The organism is Acrocarpospora pleiomorpha (assembly GCF_009687885.1).
GTDB classification, from domain to species: domain Bacteria; phylum Actinomycetota; class Actinomycetes; order Streptosporangiales; family Streptosporangiaceae; genus Acrocarpospora; species Acrocarpospora pleiomorpha.
This window is the reverse complement of sequence record NZ_BLAF01000091.1, coordinates 19,621-38,114: the sequence shown is the minus strand read 5'-3', so window position 1 is coordinate 38,114 and position 18,494 is coordinate 19,621. Positions and strand designations below refer to the sequence as shown.

Sequence of the window (18,494 nt, the reverse complement as noted above, 5' to 3'; positions counted from 1 at the left end):
CCCCCGGCACCCTGGTCGGCCGCACCGCCGACCTGACCACGATCGCCGCCCTGCTCACCGACCACCGCCTGGTCACCCTCATCGGCCCGCCCGGCGTCGGCAAGACCCGCCTGGCCCTGGAGGCCGCCTCCGCCACCCACCCGCCCGCCGGGGTGGGCGTGATCTGGCTGGGCAGCGTGGAAACCCCCGACAGCGTGGCCCCCGCCCTCCTGACCGCTCTCGGCGCCCCCGGCGACCCGCACGGCGACCCGCTCACGAGCGTCACCCGCTGGCTCGACCGCCGCCGCGCCCTGCTCCTGCTGGACAACTGCGAACACCTGATCGCGGAGGTCCGCCGCGTGATCGCCGCCCTGCTGACCGCCTGCCCGAACCTCCGCGTCCTGGCCACCAGCCGCGAACTCCTCGGCCTCGGCGATGAACGGGTGCACCTGATCCGCCCCCTGGACGTGCCCGCCGCCGACACCCCCGAGGCGGTCACGGCCTCCGGCGCAGGACGCCTTTTCCTGGCCCGAGCACGCCAGATCGACCCCGAGTTCGAGGTGCCCGCCGCCGACGTGGCCCGCGTGTGCCGGGCGGTCGACGGGCTGCCGCTGGCGATCGAGCTCGCGGTCGGACGGCTGCGCGCGTTCTCCGCCGCCCAGGTCGCCGACCGGCTGGATCAGCAGCTCGACCTGCTGGCGAGCACGCGCACCGGCCCCCGGCACCGGTCGCTCCGCGCCGCCGTGGACTGGAGCCATGTGCTGCTGAGCGAGACCGAGCGGCTGGTCTTCGCCCGGCTCGCGGTGTTCCGGGATGGCTTCACGCTGGAGGCCGCTGAGGCGGTTTGCGCGGATGACGGGCTGTCCGCGACAGCCGTACTGGATGGTCTTGGGACGCTCGTGGAGCGGTCGCTGGTGCTGGCCGAGCCGGGGTCGCGGTATCGCATGCTGGTGGCGCTCCGGCAGTACGCGGAGGAGCGGCTGGTGGAGCCGGCGGCCATCAGGGCGCGGCACGCGCGGTATTTCTGCCGGCTGGCCGAGCAGGCGAACGAGGAGCGGCGCGGCAGCCGGCGGGGGCACTGGCTGGGCGTGCTCCGGGAGGAGTACGCGAATCTGCGGGTTGCCACGGCGTGGGCGCTGGCCGCCGGGGAGCGCTGCGTTGATTGCGATGCTTCGCATCGCGGTTCGGATGCTCAACCCCGGTGTCTTCCCTCGTCGCTCCGCTCCTCAGTCCAGACACCGGCGCATCCTCACGAGGTGGCGTTGCGGTTCGCGGCGGCGTTGTGCTGGTTCTGGCGGCACACGGCGATCGGGGAGGCGCTGGCCTGGCTGCGGCGCCTGCTGGAGATTCCGGACGGGCCGCCCGAGTTGCTGTCGCGTGCCCTGATCGGCGCCGGGTTCCTGTCGTTGCGGGCGTCGGTCGACGAGGCGGAGGGGTACTTCCAGGCCGCGCTCGACCTGGCCGAGAAGCAGGGCACGGAGAAGTGGCAGGTGCTCGCGCTGTCCTGCCTGGCGTCGGTGCGCGTCTACCGGGGCGATCGGCGCGCGGTGGCGGAGTTCGGCCGCCAGGCGGTGGCGCTGGCCCGGGCGCACGGCGAGCCCTATTCGCTGGCGCGGACGCTGATGGCCTGCGCGCTCACCCGCGGCCACATCGGCGACCTGGACGGCGTGGCCGCGGACCTGGACGAGGCGCAGGCGCTGTTCCTCGGTCTCGGGGACAGGTTCGGCGGGACCGAAGTCGAGGTGGCGCGGGCCGAGCTGGCCTGGATCTACGGCGACGCGGACGCGGTGGCGCGGGCCCTGGGCGCGGTCGAGGTGGCCGGTTTCGCACCGGCGGCGGTGGCGTCCTACTGGCTGAGCCACGCCTGGCTGGCCCTGCACGAGGGCCGCCACGACCAGGTTCCCGGCCATCTGCGGGACGGCTTGGCCGCGGTGCTGGACCAACATGAAGGCCCATACGCCGCCCAGCGCATCCTCGGCCCCGCGCTGGACCTGGCAGCGGCGCTCGCGGCGACCCAGGACCGGCCGGTGCACGCGGCCATCCTGCTGCACGCCGCCGACGTCACGCTCACCTCCGGCGGCGCCTTCGCCGAACGCCCGCAGGTCCGCTGGGCGAACGGGCTGCGCACCCGGCTGCACGTCACCCTGGCGGCGGATTCCTACGCCTGGGCGGCCGCCCGGGGCCGCGCGATGAGCACCGCGGAAGCCCTCCGGTACGCCGGACTGCCCGTCCCGCCGTGAGTATTAACCAGAAACCCGTCCCATAGACAGCCGCATAGCCGCCGACCAAACGACTCACCGCCGCAGCTGTCCAGATCACGCCTTTCTCATTAATACTGTGTGCTCGTGCTCCATCTGCGTGTGATCAGCCCCCGGGAACACACCGACGCGGCGGTCGCCCTGCTGCGGCAGGCCCCCGGGCTCACCAACCTCGTCGTGCTGCCGGGCGTCGCCCAGGATCCCCCCGGCGACCTGCTGCTGTTCGACCTCGCCAGGGAGGCCGCCAACGAGGTGATCGAGCGCCTGACCGAGCTGGGCATCTGCACGGCGGGGTCGATCGCGGTCGAGAACGTGGATCTGATGTTGTCCGACGCCGCCGACCGGGCCGAGGAGGAGGCACCGGGTGAGGGTGAGGACGCGGTCGTCTGGGAGGAGCTCGCCCAGCGGGTGGACGACGACACCCGGATCACCTGGGCTTTCCTCGCCTTTCTCGCCATCGCCACCCAGATCGCCGGGATCGGCGTGGTCGTCGGCTCGCCGATCCTGATCGTGGGCGCGATGGTGCTCGGCCCCGAGTTCGGCGCGATCGCGGCCATCTCCTTCGGCCTGCTGCGCCGCCGCGCCGACCTGATCGCCCGCGCGGTCCGCGCGCTGGTCGTCGGCTTCGCGGTCGCGATGGCGATCACTTTCGCCTGCGCCCTGGTGTCCACCTGGCTCGGCTGGATCGACGCCACCATGCTCGACAGCCACCCCGAAGTCGAGTTCATCGTAAAGCCCGATAAGTGGTCATTTATTGTGGCGCTGCTGGCGGGGGCCGCCGGGGTGCTCTCGATCACGGCGGGCAAGTCGTCCGCACTGGTCGGCGTGTTCATCTCGGTGACCACGGTCCCGGCCGCCGGATACGCCTCGGTGGCGCTCGCGCTGGGCGCCTGGGGAGACGTGGGCGCGTCCGCGCTCCAGCTGGCCGTCAACATCCTCGGCATGATCGTGGCCGGCACCCTGACCCTGCTCATCCAGCACTACCTCGGCGCCCGCTACCACCGCGCCGTCCCGCTTACCCACCAAGAACGAGGGCGACGCGAGTAACCTCCTCCTTTCGACTGAGGCCACCCGGCTGGTTGGAGCGGTACTGTCCGGATCATGACAATCCTCGCAACCGAGGGTCTCACCAAGCGGTTCCCCCGCGTCACCGCGCTCGACCAGCTCACGGTCGCCGCCGGAACGGGCGTCACCGGCCTGGTGGGCGCCAACGGCGCGGGCAAGTCCACGCTGATCAAGATCCTGCTGGGGCTGCTCCCCGCCAGTGCGGGCCGCGCGTCCGTGCTCGGCATGGACTCGGCCGTGCAAGGCCTGGAGATCAGGCGCATCGTGGGCTACATGCCCGAGCACGAATGCCTGCCGCCCGACGTGTCGGCCACCGAGTTCGTCGTGCACATGGCCCAGATGTCCGGCCTGCCGCGCACCGCCGCCCGGGAGCGCGCGGCCGACACGCTCCGCCACGTCGGCCTGCACGAGGAGCGCTACCGCCCCATCGGCGGCTACTCCACCGGCATGAAGCAGCGGGTGAAGCTGGCCCAGGCGCTGGTGCACGACCCGAAGGTCGTCTTCCTGGACGAGCCCACCAACGGCCTGGACCCGCAGGGCCGCGACGAGATGCTCGCCCTGATCCGCCGGATCGGCAGCGAGTTCGGCATCAGCGTGCTGGTCACCTCGCACCTGCTCGGCGAGCTGGAACGCATCTGCGACCACGTCATCGTCATCGACGGCGGCCGCCTGCTGCGCTCCTCCGCCATCGGCGAGCTCACCCAGGTCACCCAGGCCGTCTCCGTCGAGGTCGAGGAAGGCTGGGAGCAGCTGGCGAGCCACCTCACCGAGGCGGGCGAGGCGGTCGCCGTGGAGGGCCGCCTGATCACCGTCCAGGTCCGCGCCGACCAGACCTTCGACGTGCTCAGGGACGCGGTCTGCGACCTGGACCTCAATCTGGTACGGCTGGAACAGCGGCACGGCCGCATCGAGGACGTGTTCAAGTGACCCAACCCACAGGCGTCATCCACGACATCGGCTACCGCCACTACGACGGCGTACGGCTCAGCCGGGGCTACGCCACCACCGCGCTCGCGCTGCACAGCCTGCGCGGCACCTTCGGCCTGGGCAGGACGGCCAAATCGAAGATCATCCCATTCCTGGTGGCGGCCACCATGCTGCTGCCCGCCGTGGTGTCCATCGCGGTGATGGCCCTGCTCAAGCAGCAGCCGCTGCCGTACCCGGGGCTCGCGGTGACCATGCAGGCGGTGCTGGCGGTGTTCCTGGCCGCGCAGTCGCCGTACCTGGTGGCGCCGGATCTGCGGTTCCGGGTGCTGCCGCTCTACCTGTCCCGGCCGGTCACGGTGCTCGACTATGTGGGCGCCAAGTTCGTCGCGCTGACGGTGGCGCTGTTCCTGCTGATGGCCGTGCCGCTGACGCTGATCTACATCGGCGAGCTGCTGGTCGAGCTGGAAACCCCCGTGCACCACGGCGACTACCTGGCCGCGATGGGCGGCAGCGTGATCTTCGCGGTGGTGCTGGCGGCGATCGGTCTGGTGCTGGCCTCGTTCACGCCCCGGCGCGGGCTCGGCGTGGCCTCGGTGATCGCCTTCTACATGTTCACGCTGGCCGCCTCGGCGGTGTTCTTCGGCGTGCTCCTGTCGGAAGGGCTGGAAAACGCCGCCAAGTGGAGCATCCTCATCAATCCCTTCTTCCTGGTGGATGCCGTACAGGTGAATCTGTTCGGCACCGACCCCACCAACGGCGAGGGCTACCCGCCGGGGTTCGGCCCGGCGGCCATCACCCTGGCGGTCGTCGCGCTCGCGCTGTCCGCCCTGTTCCTGCGCTACCGGAAAGCCGCGGCCTCATGAGCGTGATCGAGCTGAAGCAGGTCTCCCGCTGGTACGGCAACGTGGTGGCCGTCAACGACGTCACCATGACCATCGGCCCGGGCGTCACCGGCCTGCTCGGCCCCAACGGCGCCGGCAAGTCCACCCTGCTGCACCTGATGGCCGGCTTCCTGTCCACCTCCGGCGGCACCGCCACCCTGGACGGCCAGCAGATCTGGCGCAACCACGACATCTACCGCACCATCGGCCTGGTCCCGGAACGGGAGGGCGTCTACGGCTTCCTCACCGGCTGGCAGTTCGTGCGCTCCGCCGCCCGCCTGCACGGCCTCCAGGACGACGCCGCCGAGCGCGCCCTCGACCTGGTCGAGATGACCGCCGCCAAGGACCGCAGGATCGAGACCTACTCCAAGGGCATGCGCCAGCGCGTCAAGGTCGCCGGGGCGCTCGTGCACGAGCCGCAGGTGCTGCTGCTGGACGAGCCCTTCAACGGCATGGACCCGCGCCAGCGGCTGCACCTGATGGACCTGGTCAGGAAGCTGGGCGCGGCCGGGCGGACGATCCTGTTCAGCTCGCACATCCTGGAGGAGGTGGAGCGGGTCGCCCAGCAGATCGAGGTGCTGGTCGCGGGCCGGCACGCGGCCTCCGGCGACTACCGGGAGATCCGGCGGCGGATGACCGACCGCCCGCACCTGTTCCGGGTGCGCTCCAGCGACGACCGCCGCCTGGCCGCCGCCCTGATCGCCGACGCCTCCTCCGGCGGGGTGTCCCTCACCGCGCAGGGCCTGGAGGTCCGCACCGAGGACTTCCGCCGCTTCACCCGGCTGCTCCCCCGCCTGGCCCGCGACCTCAACGTGCACCTCTGGCAGGTGTCCCCGACAGACGAGGACCTGGAAAGCGTGTTCTCCTACCTGAGCGGGCGCTCATGAACTCCGTCGTGGCGTCCATCACCTACCGGGCGATGCTGGGCCGCAAGCGGATCTGGCTGCTGGCCGCGCTCCCGCTGGCCCTGATCGCCATCGCGGTGCTGCTCCGGCTGATCGGCGGCGGCGACGAGAGAACCGCGGTCGAGCTGATGGAGAAGTTCGCGATCGGCACGATCCTGCCGCTGCTCGGCCTGATCGCGGGCACCGGCGTGATCTCCCCCGAGATCGAGGACGGCACGATCATCCATCTGCTGTCCAAGCCCATCCCCCGGCCGTCGATCGTGCTCACCAAGTTCGCGGTGGCCGCCTCGCTGATCGTGGCCTTCTCGGCCGTGCCGACGTTCCTGGCGGCCTACGTGCTGATCGGCACGGAGGCGGGGGTGGCCTCCGGTTTCGCGCTCGGCTCGCTGTTCGCCGGGATCGCGTACGCGGCGGTGTTCCTGCTGGTGGGGGTGCTCACCAAGCACGCTGTCGTGGTGGGCATCATCTACGCGCTGGTCTGGGAGAACGCGATCGGCGGGTACGTCCCGGGGGCGCGCAAGCTGTCGATCCAGCAGTGGGGGCAGACCCTGGCCGACCAGGTGTCGTCCTCGCCGTTCCTGAAGGCGGAGGTGGCGCTCAGCTTCGCCGTGCCGGCCATCGTGATCGTGACGGTGGTCGCGGTGCTGTGGGCCGGTCAGCGACTGCGCGGGCTGTCGCTGACCGGCGATGAATAATTAGGCGCAGACCTGGCGGACGGTGTCCGCCAGGCGGGCGGCCACGGATTCGGCGTGGTCGTGCGACTGCGCCTCGACCATCACGCGGATCATCGGCTCGGTGCCGCTCGGCCGGATCAGCACCCGGCCGGTGTCACCGAGCTCCTCCTCCGCCAGCGCCACCGCGGCCAGCAGCTCCGGATGCGCGGCCTTGTCCTTGCTCACGTCGCGGACGTTGACCAGCACCTGCGGGAGCTTGGTCATCACCGCGGCCAGCTCGGCCAAACTGCGACCTGAGCTCACCACCGCGGCCAGCAGGTGCAGCGAGGTGAGCAGCCCGTCCCCGGTGGTGGCGTGGTCGAGCATGATCACATGCCCGGACTGCTCGCCGCCGAAGTTGTAGCCGCTCTCCTGCATCTTCTCCAGCACGTAACGGTCACCGACGGCGGTCTCCACCACCGTCACGCCCGCCTCGCGCATGGCCAGCTTGAAGCCGAGGTTCGACATGACCGTGGCCACCACCGTGTCCCGCTGGAGGCGGCCCTGCGACCGCATGTCCAGCGCCAGGATCGCCATGATCTGGTCGCCGTCGATCTCCTCGCCGTCACCGGTCACCGCCAGGCAGCGGTCGGCGTCGCCGTCGTAGGCGATGCCCAGATCGGCCGACTTGGCCACGACCGCCTTCTTCAACGGATCGAGATGGGTCGAGCCCACCCCGTCGTTGATGTTCAGGCCGTCTGGAGCGGTCCCAATGGTGTCCACCTGGGCGCCCGCCCGGCGCAGCGCCTCCGGGGCGACCATGTGGGCGGCGCCGTGCGCGCAGTCCACCACCACCCGCAGGCCGTCCAGCCGGTGCGGCAGCGAGGTGAGCAGATGGGCGACGTAACGGTTGGCTTCCCCATACGCCTCCCGGACCCGGCCCACGGCGGAGCCGACCGGGCGTTCCCACGGCTCGCCAAGACGGTCCTCGATCTCGTTCTCCACCGCGTCGGGCAGCTTGAAGCCGCGCCGGGTGAGGAACTTGATCCCGTTGTCGGGCGCGGGATTGTGCGAGGCCGAGAGCATGACCCCGAGGTCGGCTCCCAGCGCTGGTGTCAGGTAGGCGACCGCCGGGGTAGGCAGCACACCGAGCCGGAGCACGTCCATGCCCGACGACGCGAGGCCGGCGACCACGGCGGCTTCCAGGAATTCTCCTGAAGCGCGCGGGTCCCGGCCTACGACGGCGAGCGGGCGGCTCCTCCCGGCGTCCCGGAGCACGTGCGCGGCCGCCACGGACAGGTCCATGGCAAGCTCGGCCGTGAGGTCGCGTCCCGCGACCCCACGTACCCCGTCGGTGCCGAAAAGGCGGCCCAATTTAACGCTTGCTGTACTGCGGAGCCTTACGAGCCTTCTTCAGGCCGTACTTCTTCCGCTCGGTGGCGCGGGCGTCCCGGGTGAGGAAGCCGGCCTTCTTGAGCGGGGGTCGGTTGGTCTCGGCGTCCAGCACGGCCAGCGCGCGAGACAAGCCCATGCGCAGCGCGCCGGCCTGGCCGGTCACGCCGCCGCCGTCGATGCGGGCCAGGACGTCGAACTGCTCCTCGGCGCCGAGCACCACGAAGGGCTCGTTCACGATCTGCTGGTGCACCTTGTTCGGGAAGTAGGCGTCCAGCGAGCGGCCGTTGATCGTCCACTTGCCGGTGCCGGGCACGATGCGGACCCGGGCCACGGCCTCCTTGCGGCGGCCGGTGCCGTACGAGTTGCCGGTGGTGACCGGCTTGCGCACGGGGGCGTCGGACGCGGGCGACGACTCGGTGGTGTACTCCGACGGGAACTCCTCGGCGGAGAAGTCTTCCAGCTCGCCCTCGACGAGCGTCTCGGTACCGGTGGTCTCAGCCACGGTTCTCCTCTTAACTTTCCTGGCTCGGCGTTACTGGGCGATCTGGGTGATCGTGAAGGGCACCGGCGTCTGGGCCTGGTGCGGGTGCTCGGAACCGGCGTAGACCTTGAGCTTCTTGGCCATCTTCCGGCCGAGGGCGTTCTTGGGGAGCATGCCCTTGACGGCCTTCTCGACGGCGCGGTCGGGGCGCTTCTCCATCAGCTCGCCGTACGTGACGGACCGCAGGCCGCCCGGGTAGCCGGAGTGCCGGTACGCCTTCTTCTGCTGCAGCTTGTTGCCGGTGAGGGCGACCTTGTCGGCGTTGATGACGATGACGAAGTCACCGGTGTCGACGTGGTTCGCGAAGATCGGCTTGTGCTTGCCACGGAGCAGGACCGCGACGTGGCTGGCCAACCGGCCGAGCACGACGTCGGTCGCGTCGATGACGTACCACTGACGCTCGACCTCGTTGGGCTTCGGTGTGAACGTGCGCACGGCAGTGCCTTCTGTCGGAATGTGAACTCTCGGTAGGTTGCGCGGACGCACGGCGGCAACCTTCCGTCTCCACATCCACGGGAGATGACGCCGGACTGCGCCGTGCATCAGTCGACGAAGGACTGATCCACACACAACGAACTAGCAGACTACCGGTCTACCGGCCAAACGGCAAAACGATCAGCCCGAGTCGCGCGAGTCTACGGCCTGATCAACCCCACTCGTCAATCCCGTTCCCCTGTTCTCATTTTCAACAGGCCGGTAAATCCCTATATTTGGCTGCGGAATGTCGCAGCCCCCTCACACCCGGCATACCCAATGGACCTCCCGGCGCGGGACGTTGTTGGGCCTTGTCGCATGCGTCACGGCGGTTCTGCTGCTCGGCATCGTGATCGGCCGCCTGACCATGACCCCGGCCGGCACCGACGAGGTCTTCCTGCGCAACAACGAGCCGAACCCGCAGGCCAAGGCGTCCACCACGCCGGCCCCGGCCAAACGGCGCCACCTGTCCGCGCTCGCCCCGGTGGCCCGCGTCGTCACCCCGGACACCACCCCCGCCACCGGCCAGGTCGCCACCCCCGGCGAGAAGCCGCGCAACCGTCCGGACAACATGATCGACGGCTCGTACGGCGGCGACCAGACCAGCACCCACAACGGCGACGAGCTCTCCTCCGACAGCGGCTCCCTGGTGACGCTGGAGAACGAGGTGGTCGCCCTGGTCAACGCCGAGCGCGCGAAGAAGAACGGCTGCGTCCCGCTCCGGATCGACCAGCGCCTGGTCCAGTCGGCCAGGACCCACTCGGCCGAGATGGCCGCCTCCGGCTCCTTCGTGCACGAGTCCCCCAACGGCGCCACCCCCTGGCAGCGCATGGCCCGGGCCGGCTACCAGCACGGCGGCGCGGAGAACATCGCCCGCGGCTACCAGACCGCCCAGGAGGCCGTACGCGGCTGGATGGCCAGCTCCACCCACCGCGGCAACATCCTCAACTGCCGCCTCACCGCCACCGGCGTCGGCGTCACCCTCGGTCCGGAAGGCCCCTGGTGGACGCAGGACTTCGGCTACCCGTGACGGCGCTGACGGTATTCCTGACCGGTCCGCATCTGATGGGATAGGCGGCTAATCTCAGGCCATGGGTTCCCGCGACTACCCGACATCCTCCCTCTGGCGCCCCCCGGTGATCATCGCCGCCATCGCCATCGGCCTGGTCCTCGTCGTGGCCGTCACCTTCTGGGTCTCCGCCAGCGGCGAGAAGGCCCCCGAGGCGATCGCCACCCCGAAGGCGACCCCATCGCTCCCCCAGGGCCCCGGCGGCCAGTACGGCTACGCCGCCGCCCGCAAGACCGACCCGAAACCCCTCACCGCCAAAGAACTCTTTGGCAAGGCCAAAATCGCCGAGGAGGGCCGCTCCTACCGGAGAACCACCCACAAGTACGACAAGGTCTGCAAGGGCGCCATCTCCGGGGCGAAACTCGAGAAGGCGCTCAAGGACGCGGGCTGCAACCAGCTCATCCGGGCCAGCTTCCGGGACGCCCAGGGCAAGGTCATCGGCACCGTCGGCGTCGCCAACCTGAAGACCTCGGCGGGCGCCAAGAAGGTCGCGAACGCGGGCGCAGGGGCCGAAAGGAAGGACTTCCTCAAGCCGCTGCCCGGCAAGGACGAGATCAGCAAGTTCCTCGGCCAGGGCGAGGCGTACGCGGGCGGCTGGTACCACGGGCACTACGCGGTGCTGCTCTGGTTCCAGTTCAAGGACGGGCACAAACCGAAGAAGTCCGAGCTCAAGCGGCTCACCCAGGCTGCCGTGGACATCACCAACCAGACCGTTTTCGCGGCCCTGGACACCCGTTCCATCAACGGCGCCCCCGCCTGAGAGGCTCGGGAGCCCTGCGGAAACGCCCATAGCGGCACGCCGATCTCGTCTGCGCCGATACGCTTCCGCCTATGCGTGGCCAGGATCCGGGTTCCGAACACGACTACGACCGCAGCGGTCCCGCGGCCTCGGCGGTCCCTCCGCCGAGCTTCGGGCAGTCCGGCCGTGGCGACGACCTGCAGCTGAGCATGGGCTCCCCGTGGCGCCCCGGCTACAGCTGGTTCTCGGCACCCATCCGGGAAGACGACCTGACGTGGTCACCCTCCGTCCCAGAAACTCCTGGGCCTGTCGTGGAGGCGGCGCCCACCCGGAACCATGACCCGGCATGGTCGCCCTCCGAAACCCCCGGGCCAGTCGTGGAAGCCGCGCCCACGGCATGGTCACCCTCTGAAACTCCCGGGCCTGTCGTGGAAGCCGCCTCCCAGGCATGGTCGTCCTCCGTCCCGGAAACTCCCGGGCCCGCCGTGGAAGCCGCGCCGCCGGTGGTTCCGGGGGCGCCGCCGTGGCAGCCGCCGCCCGCGTTCACCGCGGCCGCAGCCGGGATGCAGGTGTGGCCCGGCGCGAACGACTCCGCCGACCAGCCTGTCTGGCCCGCTGCGACTGGTGAATCCATGGGCGACCCCGCCGGGTGGCCGCCCCCGACCACGCCTTCACCTCCATCGTCGATCCCGCCCGTATCCGCGTCTTTGCCCCCGTCCGAACCTTCGCCCCCGCACTCGTCCGGCTATACGTCCTCGCCTTCGCCGGACTCTCAGCCCGATTCTCCCGAGGCTTCCAGGTCGGGGCTGCCGTTGCTGCCCGAGTGGCCCGCGAGCGCCGCCGTCGAGGCGGAGGCGGAGGCCGCACAGGAGCCGGTCCGGTCTGGTGAGCGCGGGGACGTTCCGGTCTGGCCGCCGCGCCTGCCCGGTGAGGCCGTGCACGACGAGGATGCCGAGGGCGACGATCCTCCGGTGGTGCCCCGGCACTGGCCGCCCACCGAGAGCCCCGGCCCGACCCTGCGCCCATGGTCCGCGCCAGGCCGGTTGCCAGCCGCCTCGGAAACCGAGCCGGCCGGAGAGACCCTGCCGTCCGCCCCGGAGCCGGACGCCCCGGTATGGCCGTCGGCGGTCGGCGCGCACGCGAGTTCCGAGACCACCATTACCGAACCCTCTGCCACGGAAGCCCTGGCTACCGAGCCTGGCACGCCGGCTGCCCGCGAACCGGAGCCGGTCGGGCAGCACTGGCCCAGTTTCGGTTCCTGGCCGTCTCTTCCTGAGGCTCGGGTGGCGGAAGCCGTACCGGCGGAGGAACTGGACGGGGCCGAGGAATCGCACGAGGTCGTCCCGGAGACGAGCGCCGGCGTGCCGTCCTGGCCCGAAGCACGCCCCGAAGACCAGAACATCCCGGACAGCCAGCACATCCAGGACACCCAGGGCAGCTCGGACTCCCTGCACGGCCAGGGCAGCCCGGACTCCCTGCACGGCCAGGGCAGCTCGGACGGCCGAGACGGCTCGGACGGCCAGAGCAGCCTGGAGGCCCCGGACGGTCAGAGTGGCAGTCCGGACGAGGCTCAGGCGGATGAGCGGGATCAGGTCACGCTGCCAGGAGAGCGGGAAAGCGGGCTGACCTGGCCCGCCGCCGAGTCCACCGAGTGGCCGCCAGGCCCGGGCAGGTGGCGTTCCGCGGTGCCGATGCCGCCGCCGGACGAGGAGACCGTGGCCGAGACCACGATCCCGCGCCGCGAGGTGATGTTCCCGGTCACCGACGCGACGCCCCCGCCGCTCCGGCGCATTCACGGCGAGAACACCCCGGCCGAGGGGATCGTCCTGCCGCCCGTGCCGCAGCAGCAGGCCTACCGCCAGCAGCAACTGCCTCCCCCGGCCAAAACCGAGGAGCGTTCGTCCGGCGGCGCGGGCCGCAAGGCGGTGCTCGCGCTCTGCTCGGTGATCGTGGTGGGCGCGATCGGCACCGCGGCCTACTTCGCCTACACCGACGCGGGCGACCCGGCCTCGGCCGGTAAGGCTCCCACGGTCACCGGCGCACCCGCCGTCTCGGCCGAGGCCCCGGATCCCGCACCCGTGACAGCGGCCGTACTGGACTCAGAAGCCACCGATCCCCGCAAGCTGACCCTCGCCGAGGCCTTCCCGGACGCCCGGATCAGCGTGGACGGCCGGACCTTCCGCCGCGTCAAGGTGAACATCACCGACAAGTGCGAGGACGCGGCCGCCGGCGCCTTCGCCGAGGCCCTCGCCCAGCAGCAGTGCCGCCGGGTGCTCCGCGCCACCTACGTGGACAACCGCAAGCAGTACGCGGTCACGACCGGCATCGCCGTCCTCCCCACCAAGGAAGCCGCCCTGGAGGTCGACAAGACCAAGAACCTGGGCGGCAACCTCTGGTTCCGCGGCCTGGACGGCGACCCCGACACCGGTGCCGACCGGGTCTCCATCTCCGGCGGCTACGCGGCAGGCATGGTCTGGGGCCGCTACATCGTCTTCAGCTACGCCACCTACGCCGACGGCCACACCCCAGTCGAAAAGGAAAAAGACCTCGGCCCAGTCAGCGGCGCCTTCCGCGATCACACCGCCGAAATAATCGAAAAACGCATCGCCGACTCGTAAGGCCCGCAGGGAATCAACTCGCGTGCTCACCAAGGATTCGCCGAGGTCAGAGTTTCTGCGGGCTCTTGGACGCCTAACAGTCCTCCTATCCCTTCCGGTGACGCCACACAGGATGGAATTGGGGCGGATTGCCCGCCGACGCCGGAGCTTCCGCCAGGCACCCCACCCGAGGTCGTCACGTCCGGTCAGAGCGCGCCAAGTGCGCCACTGCCACTCTTGGCGCCGCCGCGGCGAGAACCACCGCAGCGTGAACGGCGCCGAATTACGGCGAGTAGGCCAGCGACCTGGTCATTTCATCAGGTGTTCGCGGCGAGATCTCGTACTCGGCGGGTTTGGCGTGCCCGTAGGGCCAGTTCTTCGTCTGGTGGGTAGCGGACTTCTTCCAGGGTGAGGCCGAGGGCGGGGGCCACGTGGATGCCGGAGTCGCGTTCTGCGCGGGAGAGGGCTTCGGCGGGCCATTCGACTGGGCGGCGGCCCTCGCCGACTGCTAGGAGGGAGCCGACCAGGGCGCGGACCATGGAATGGCAGAAGGCGTCCGCGACGACTGTGGCCAGGAGTACTCCGTCGGGGGCGCGGGTCCAGTCCAGGCGCTGGAGTTCTCTGATCGTGGTGGCGCCTTCGCGTTTCTTGCAGAACGCGGCGAAGTCGTGTTCGCCGAGCAGGCGGGCGGCGGCGGCGTTCAGCAGGTCCACGTCGAGCGGGCGGTTGTGCCAGTAGACGTCGCGCCGCCGCAGCGGGTCCACGCCGCCGGGGGCGTCCGCGACGCGGTAGCCGTACCGGCGGGAAAGGGCCGAGAAACGGGCGTCGAAACCGGTAGGAGCCACGGACAGGCGATGAACCCTGACATCTAGGCTCAATACCCCGGCGAGGCGTCGCAGCAGCGCAGGGAGCTCCACGTCGGCCTCCAGGTCCACGTGCGCGACTTGGCCGCGCGCGTGCACTCCGGCGTCGGTGCGGCCGGCGACCGTCAGTGCGGGTGCCGGATCCACCCGGAGAATTCGGCCGAGCGCCTGCTCGATCTCGCCCTGCACGGTCCTGCGCCCCGGCTGCCGCGCCCACCCGGAGAAATCCGTGCCGTCATACCCCAGATCCAGGCGCAACCTGACCATCGGACCCTCTCCCATCAAAACAAACGGGTCCGGCGCCCTGAGCGGACACCGGACCCATCAAGAACCTGAAATATCAGGCTTCGTCCTTCTTGGCCTCGGGAGCCTCGGCCGCCTCCGGAGCCTCGGTGGTCTCAGCCGTGGTCTCAGCGGCCGCCTCGGCAGGGGCCTCCTCGACCTCCGCGTCGGCCTTCGGAGCGACCGGCTCAACAGCCGGAGCCGGCTTCGAGACCTTGACCGGGTTCATCGGCTCGGTCACCAGCTCGATGATCGCCATCGGGGCGTTGTCGCCCTTCCGGGGACCGATCTTGGTGATCCGGGTGTAGCCACCGGGACGCTCGGCGAACGTCGGGGCGATCTCCGCGAACAGGTGGTGAATGACACCCTTGTCGCGGACGATCGTCATGACCTGGCGACGGTTGTGCAGGTCGCCCTTCTTCGCCTTGGTGATCAGCCGCTCGGCCAGCGGGCGGAGCCGCTTGGCCTTGGCCTCGGTGGTACGGATCCGGCCGTGCTGGAACAGCTGAGTGGCGAGGTTCGACAGGATCAGCCGCTCGTGCGCCGGGCCGCCGCCGAGGCGGGCGCCCTTGGTGGGCTTGGGCATGGAATGCTCCTTGGAGATAACCCGCCCCGGCCGTATCAGGTACCGGGGTCGGGCCGACCGGCTAACCGGTCGTTACGTGAATTTCTAGTACTGCTCGGTCTCGATGAAGCCGCCGTCCTCATCGTCGTACCCACCGCCGGCGACCGCGGTGGGGTCGAATCCGGGCGGGGAGTCCTTGAGGGCGAGGCCCATCTCGTGCAGCTTCTGCTTGACCTCTTCGATGGACTTGGCACCGAAGTTCCTTATGTCGAGCAGGTCCTGCTCGCTGCGCGCCACGAGCTCACCCACGGTGTGGATGCCCTCGCGCTTGAGGCAGTTGTAGGAGCGGACCGTCAGGTTCAGCTCCTCGATCGGCAGCGCCAGGTCGGCGGCCAGGGCCGCGTCGGTCGGCGACGGGCCGATGTCGATGCCCTCGGCCTCGACGTTGAGCTCGCGGGCCAGGCCGAAGAGCTCGACGAGGGTCTTACCGGCCGAGGCCACCGCGTCGCGGGGCTTCATGCACGGCTTGGTCTCGACGTCGAGGATCAGGCGGTCGAAGTCCGTGCGCTGCTCGACACGGGTCGCCTCGACCTTGTAGGTGACCTTGAGGACCGGGGAGTAGATCGAGTCGATCGGGATGCGCCCGATCTCCTGGCCCGGCTGCTTGTTCTGCGCGGCGGAGACGTAGCCGCGACCGCGCTCGACGGTCAGCTCCATCTCCAGCTTCGCCTTGCCGTTCAGCGTGGCGATGTGCAGGTCGGGGTTGTGCACCTCGACACCGGCCGGAGGCGCGATGTCGGCGGCGGTGACCTCGCCAGGGCCCTGCTTGCGCAGGTACATGACCACCGGCTCGTCATGCTCGGACGAGACGACCAGCGCCTTCAGGTTCAGGATGATGTCGGTGACATCCTCCTTGACCCCGGGGACGGTGGAGAACTCGTGCAGCACGCCCTCGATGCGGATGCTCGTGACGGCCGCGCCCGGAATGGACGACAGCAGCGTGCGGCGGACCGAGTTGCCGATGGTGTAGCCGAAGCCCGGCTCCAGCGGCTCGATCACGAACTTGGAGCGGTGCTCTTCGAGGGACTCCTCGACGAGGCTGGGACGCTGTGCGATAAGCATGCGTTTTCTCCTCTTTCACGGCGACGCCCGCTATTTGACGCCACTCGCCTACAACCATGATGCCGCACGACCCGGGATGCGTGGGTCGTGCGGCAAAGACAAGCCTTACTTGGAGTAAAGCTCGACGATGAGCTGCTCCTGGACCAGCGTGTCGATCTGCTGGCGAACCGGGAGCTGGTGCACGAGGATGCGCATGGCCTCCGAAGAGACCCCCAGCCACGCCGGAACGGTCTTGTCCCCGGCGGTGGCCCGAGCCACCTCGTACGGCAGCAGGTTGCGCGACTTCTCCCGCACCTCGACGATGTCGTGCTCGCGCACGCGGTACGACGGGATGTCGACCTTCTTGCCGTTCACCAGCACGTGCCCGTGGCGGACCTGCTGGCGGGCGGCGTCGCGGGACTCCGCGAAACCGGCGCGGTAGACCACGTTGTCGAGACGGCTCTCCAGGATCTGGAGGAGGTTCTCGCCGGTCTTGCCGGACTTGCGGTTGGCTTCCTCGTAGTAATTGCGGAACTGCCGCTCGAGGATGCCGTAGATGCGGCGGGTCTTCTGCTTCTCCCGGAGCTGGAGCTGGTACTCCGACTCCTTGGGACGGCCTCGGCCGTGCTCACCCGGCGGGTAAGGGCGGATCTCGATGGGGCATTTCGCGGACTCGCACTTCTTACCCTTGAGGAAGAGCTTGGTCTTCTCCCGACGGCAGAGCTTGCAGTCCGCACCCGTGTAACGAGCCATTGTTCTCTAATCTCCTGGTCAGACGCGGCGGCGCTTCGGCGGACGGCAACCGTTGTGCGGAACCGGGGTCACGTCCTGGATGGACCCGACCTCGAGCCCGGTCGCCTGCAGCGAGCGGATCGCGGTCTCCCGGCCGGAGCCGGGGCCCTTCACGAAGACGTCGACCTTGCGCATGCCGTGCTCCATGGCCCGGCGGGCGGCGTTCTCGGCAGCCATCTGCGCGGCGAACGGGGTGGACTTGCGGGAGCCCTTGAACCCGACGTGGCCGGCGCTGGCCCAGGAGATCACGTTCCCGTTCGGGTCGGTGATCGAAACGATCGTGTTGTTGAACGTGCTCTTGATGTGGGCGTGCCCGTGAGCGACGTTCTTCTTTTCCTTGCGGCGCACCTTCTTCGGTGCGCCCTGGCGGCTCTTCGGCGGCATTTAGCGCTATCTCCTGGAATGTGGCTGTAAGGACTACTTCTTGCCCGGCTTCTTCTTGCCGGCCACGGTCTTCTTCTTGCCCTTGCGGGTACGCGCGTTCGTCTGCGTCCGCTGACCGTGGACAGGCAGGCCCTTGCGGTGCCGGATGCCCTGGTAACAGCCGATCTCGATCTTGCGACGGATGTCCGCCTGAACTTCGCGGCGGAGGTCGCCCTCGATCTTGAAGTTCGCCTCGATGTAGTCACGCATGGGCACGAGCTCGGCGTCGCTGAGCTGGTGCACGCGCAGGTCACCGCTGACGCCGGTGGCCTTGAGGATCTCCAGGGCGCGGGTGCGACCGATTCCGAAAATGTAGGTGAGAGCGATCTCCAGCCGCTTGTCGCGGGGGAGGTCGACGCCAACCAGGCGAGCCATGGTCGGGCATTCTCCTTCGTTTGGGCGGAGGTCCTGCGCCTCACTTCCCCTCCCCATGCCCGGGGTGAGGGCCCCGGCCTCCGACCGGGGGTCGCCCGCGCGGTTCGCCCTCCTGAAGAGGACGCCTACGCGAGTGTGACGCGCGTTTACTTTTCAGCCCACATGCGTCGAGTCCGCCACCCTGGGCGGACTCATGAGGGCCGTTTCCGCGACTAGCCCTGGCGCTGCTTGTGGCGCAGGTTGTCGCAGATCACCATGACGCGACCGTGCCGGCGAATCACCTTGCACTTGTCACAGATCTTCTTGACGCTCGGCTTGACCTTCATAGTCCTTATTCGTTCCTCAGACGGTCACCCGGGCGGGTGACCTACTTGTACCGGTAGACGATCCGCCCACGAGTCAGGTCGTAGGGGCTCAGTTCGACGACAACCCGGTCGTCAGGAAGAATTCGGATGTAGTGCATCCGCATCCTCCCGCTGATGTGGGCCAGGACCTTATGGCCGTTGTCAAGTTGCACCCTGAACATCGCGTTCGGGAGCGACTCAACCACAGTGCCCTCGATCTCGATGGCGCCGTCTTTCTTGGCCATGTCCCTCGCGTTTCACTGATC

20 protein-coding genes are annotated in these 18,494 nt (G+C 69.6%); 9 read left to right on the top strand and 11 right to left on the bottom strand.

The features are described from left to right. From Aple_RS47120 to Aple_RS47095, 6 genes are all read left to right on the top strand, one after another. A partial coding sequence (locus tag Aple_RS47120; protein WP_155351313.1) for an ATP-binding protein occupies nt 1–2,219 on the top strand: 2,219 nt, incomplete at its 5' end. Nucleotides 2,220–2,324: 105 nt separating this feature from the next. After that, the gene (locus tag Aple_RS47115) at nt 2,325–3,284 is read left to right on the top strand and encodes a DUF389 domain-containing protein (RefSeq protein ID WP_155351312.1); all 960 of its coding nucleotides are present in this window, start codon (nt 2,325–2,327) and stop codon (nt 3,282–3,284) included. A gap of 54 nt (nt 3,285–3,338) precedes the next feature. Then, on the top strand, nt 3,339–4,229 hold the full coding sequence (locus Aple_RS47110) for an ABC transporter ATP-binding protein (protein ID WP_155351311.1): 891 nt from the start codon (nt 3,339–3,341) through the stop codon (nt 4,227–4,229). Beyond that, nucleotides 4,226–5,092, top strand: coding sequence for an ABC transporter permease (locus Aple_RS47105; RefSeq protein WP_155351310.1), 867 nt, complete (start codon nt 4,226–4,228; stop codon nt 5,090–5,092). The genes Aple_RS47110 and Aple_RS47105 overlap by 4 nt, the downstream gene beginning before the upstream one ends. Continuing rightward, complete coding sequence (locus Aple_RS47100; RefSeq protein ID WP_155351309.1) at nt 5,089–5,997, top strand: ABC transporter ATP-binding protein; 909 nt, start codon at nt 5,089–5,091, stop codon at nt 5,995–5,997. Before Aple_RS47105 ends, Aple_RS47100 begins: the two co-directional genes overlap by 4 nt. After that, a complete protein-coding gene (locus tag Aple_RS47095) occupies nt 5,994–6,710 on the top strand; it encodes an ABC transporter permease (RefSeq protein WP_155351308.1) in 717 nt (238 codons plus the stop codon). Before Aple_RS47100 ends, Aple_RS47095 begins: the two co-directional genes overlap by 4 nt. Here Aple_RS47095 and glmM read toward each other — a convergent pair whose 3' ends face one another. Genes glmM through rplM form a run of 3 tightly spaced genes read right to left on the bottom strand, consistent with a single transcriptional unit; the run spans nt 6,711 to nt 9,039 of the window. After that, nucleotides 6,711–8,042, bottom strand: a complete 1,332-nt coding sequence (gene glmM, locus Aple_RS47090) for a phosphoglucosamine mutase (RefSeq protein ID WP_155351307.1) — start codon at nt 8,040–8,042, stop codon at nt 6,711–6,713. It lies immediately after the preceding gene. Between the two features lies 1 nt (nt 8,043). After that, a complete protein-coding gene (gene rpsI, locus Aple_RS47085; RefSeq protein WP_155351306.1) occupies nt 8,044–8,565 on the bottom strand; it encodes a 30S ribosomal protein S9 in 522 nt (173 codons plus the stop codon). 30 nt (nt 8,566–8,595) lie between these two features. Next, complete coding sequence (gene rplM / locus Aple_RS47080) at nt 8,596–9,039, bottom strand: 50S ribosomal protein L13 (RefSeq protein ID WP_155351305.1); 444 nt, start codon at nt 9,037–9,039, stop codon at nt 8,596–8,598. A 286-nt stretch (nt 9,040–9,325) separates the two neighbouring features. Here rplM and Aple_RS47075 point away from each other — a divergent pair, with 286 nt between their 5' ends. The 3 genes from Aple_RS47075 to Aple_RS53970 all read left to right on the top strand — a co-directional run bounded on the left by Aple_RS47075 (nt 9,326) and on the right by Aple_RS53970 (nt 13,504). Continuing rightward, on the top strand, nt 9,326–10,108 hold the full coding sequence (locus Aple_RS47075; RefSeq protein WP_155351304.1) for a CAP domain-containing protein: 783 nt from the start codon (nt 9,326–9,328) through the stop codon (nt 10,106–10,108). A 61-nt stretch (nt 10,109–10,169) separates the two neighbouring features. Next, complete coding sequence (locus tag Aple_RS47070) at nt 10,170–10,907, top strand: hypothetical protein (RefSeq protein WP_155351303.1); 738 nt, start codon at nt 10,170–10,172, stop codon at nt 10,905–10,907. Between the two features lie 71 nt (nt 10,908–10,978). After that, a complete protein-coding gene (locus tag Aple_RS53970) occupies nt 10,979–13,504 on the top strand; it encodes a hypothetical protein (protein ID WP_155351302.1) in 2,526 nt (841 codons plus the stop codon). Between the two features lie 296 nt (nt 13,505–13,800). Here Aple_RS53970 and truA read toward each other — a convergent pair whose 3' ends face one another. The 8 genes from truA to infA form a co-directional block, all read right to left on the bottom strand. Continuing rightward, nucleotides 13,801–14,613, bottom strand: a complete 813-nt coding sequence (gene truA / locus Aple_RS47060; protein ID WP_246265427.1) for a tRNA pseudouridine(38-40) synthase TruA — start codon at nt 14,611–14,613, stop codon at nt 13,801–13,803. Nucleotides 14,614–14,686: 73 nt separating this feature from the next. Further along, nucleotides 14,687–15,214: a 50S ribosomal protein L17 gene (gene rplQ, locus Aple_RS47055; protein ID WP_155351300.1), complete on the bottom strand. Its 528-nt coding sequence runs from the start codon at nt 15,212–15,214 to the stop codon at nt 14,687–14,689. Nucleotides 15,215–15,298: 84 nt separating this feature from the next. Next, nucleotides 15,299–16,315 (bottom strand): DNA-directed RNA polymerase subunit alpha, encoded by a 1,017-nt coding sequence (locus Aple_RS47050; protein WP_155351299.1) that lies wholly within the window; start codon nt 16,313–16,315, stop codon nt 15,299–15,301. Between the two features lie 105 nt (nt 16,316–16,420). Further along, complete coding sequence (gene rpsD, locus Aple_RS47045) at nt 16,421–17,047, bottom strand: 30S ribosomal protein S4 (protein WP_155351298.1); 627 nt, start codon at nt 17,045–17,047, stop codon at nt 16,421–16,423. A gap of 18 nt (nt 17,048–17,065) precedes the next feature. Further along, nucleotides 17,066–17,470, bottom strand: a complete 405-nt coding sequence (gene rpsK / locus Aple_RS47040; RefSeq protein WP_020542285.1) for a 30S ribosomal protein S11 — start codon at nt 17,468–17,470, stop codon at nt 17,066–17,068. Nucleotides 17,471–17,503: 33 nt separating this feature from the next. Then, a complete protein-coding gene (gene rpsM / locus Aple_RS47035; protein WP_155351297.1) occupies nt 17,504–17,884 on the bottom strand; it encodes a 30S ribosomal protein S13 in 381 nt (126 codons plus the stop codon). A gap of 212 nt (nt 17,885–18,096) precedes the next feature. After that, complete coding sequence (gene rpmJ, locus Aple_RS47030; protein ID WP_003956441.1) at nt 18,097–18,210, bottom strand: 50S ribosomal protein L36; 114 nt, start codon at nt 18,208–18,210, stop codon at nt 18,097–18,099. 41 nt (nt 18,211–18,251) lie between these two features. Next, nucleotides 18,252–18,473, bottom strand: coding sequence for a translation initiation factor IF-1 (infA, locus tag Aple_RS47025; RefSeq protein ID WP_030451477.1), 222 nt, complete (start codon nt 18,471–18,473; stop codon nt 18,252–18,254). Nucleotides 18,474–18,494: the final 21 nt, after the last annotated feature.

Excerpts from the sequence above, each read along its gene's own strand:
- Aple_RS47075 (WP_155351304.1), top strand. The coding sequence starts at position 9,326 with ATGTCGCAGCCCCCTCACACCCGGCATACCCAATGGACCTCCCGGCGC.
- Aple_RS53970 (WP_155351302.1), top strand. The coding sequence starts at position 10,979 with ATGCGTGGCCAGGATCCGGGTTCCGAACACGACTACGACCGCAGCGGT.
- Aple_RS47095 (WP_155351308.1), top strand. The coding sequence starts at position 5,994 with ATGAACTCCGTCGTGGCGTCCATCACCTACCGGGCGATGCTGGGCCGC.
- infA (WP_030451477.1), bottom strand. The coding sequence starts at position 18,473 with ATGGCCAAGAAAGACGGCGCCATCGAGATCGAGGGCACTGTGGTTGAG.
- Aple_RS47110 (WP_155351311.1), top strand. The coding sequence starts at position 3,339 with ATGACAATCCTCGCAACCGAGGGTCTCACCAAGCGGTTCCCCCGCGTC.
- rpsM (WP_155351297.1), bottom strand. The coding sequence starts at position 17,884 with ATGGCTCGCCTGGTTGGCGTCGACCTCCCCCGCGACAAGCGGCTGGAG.
- truA (WP_246265427.1), bottom strand. The coding sequence starts at position 14,613 with ATGGTCAGGTTGCGCCTGGATCTGGGGTATGACGGCACGGATTTCTCC.
- Aple_RS47100 (WP_155351309.1), top strand. The coding sequence starts at position 5,089 with ATGAGCGTGATCGAGCTGAAGCAGGTCTCCCGCTGGTACGGCAACGTG.
- Aple_RS47050 (WP_155351299.1), bottom strand. The coding sequence starts at position 16,315 with ATGCTTATCGCACAGCGTCCCAGCCTCGTCGAGGAGTCCCTCGAAGAG.
- rplQ (WP_155351300.1), bottom strand. The coding sequence starts at position 15,214 with ATGCCCAAGCCCACCAAGGGCGCCCGCCTCGGCGGCGGCCCGGCGCAC.
- rpsK (WP_020542285.1), bottom strand. The coding sequence starts at position 17,470 with ATGCCGCCGAAGAGCCGCCAGGGCGCACCGAAGAAGGTGCGCCGCAAG.
- rpmJ (WP_003956441.1), bottom strand. The coding sequence starts at position 18,210 with ATGAAGGTCAAGCCGAGCGTCAAGAAGATCTGTGACAAGTGCAAGGTG.
- rpsD (WP_155351298.1), bottom strand. The coding sequence starts at position 17,047 with ATGGCTCGTTACACGGGTGCGGACTGCAAGCTCTGCCGTCGGGAGAAG.
- Aple_RS47070 (WP_155351303.1), top strand. The coding sequence starts at position 10,170 with ATGGGTTCCCGCGACTACCCGACATCCTCCCTCTGGCGCCCCCCGGTG.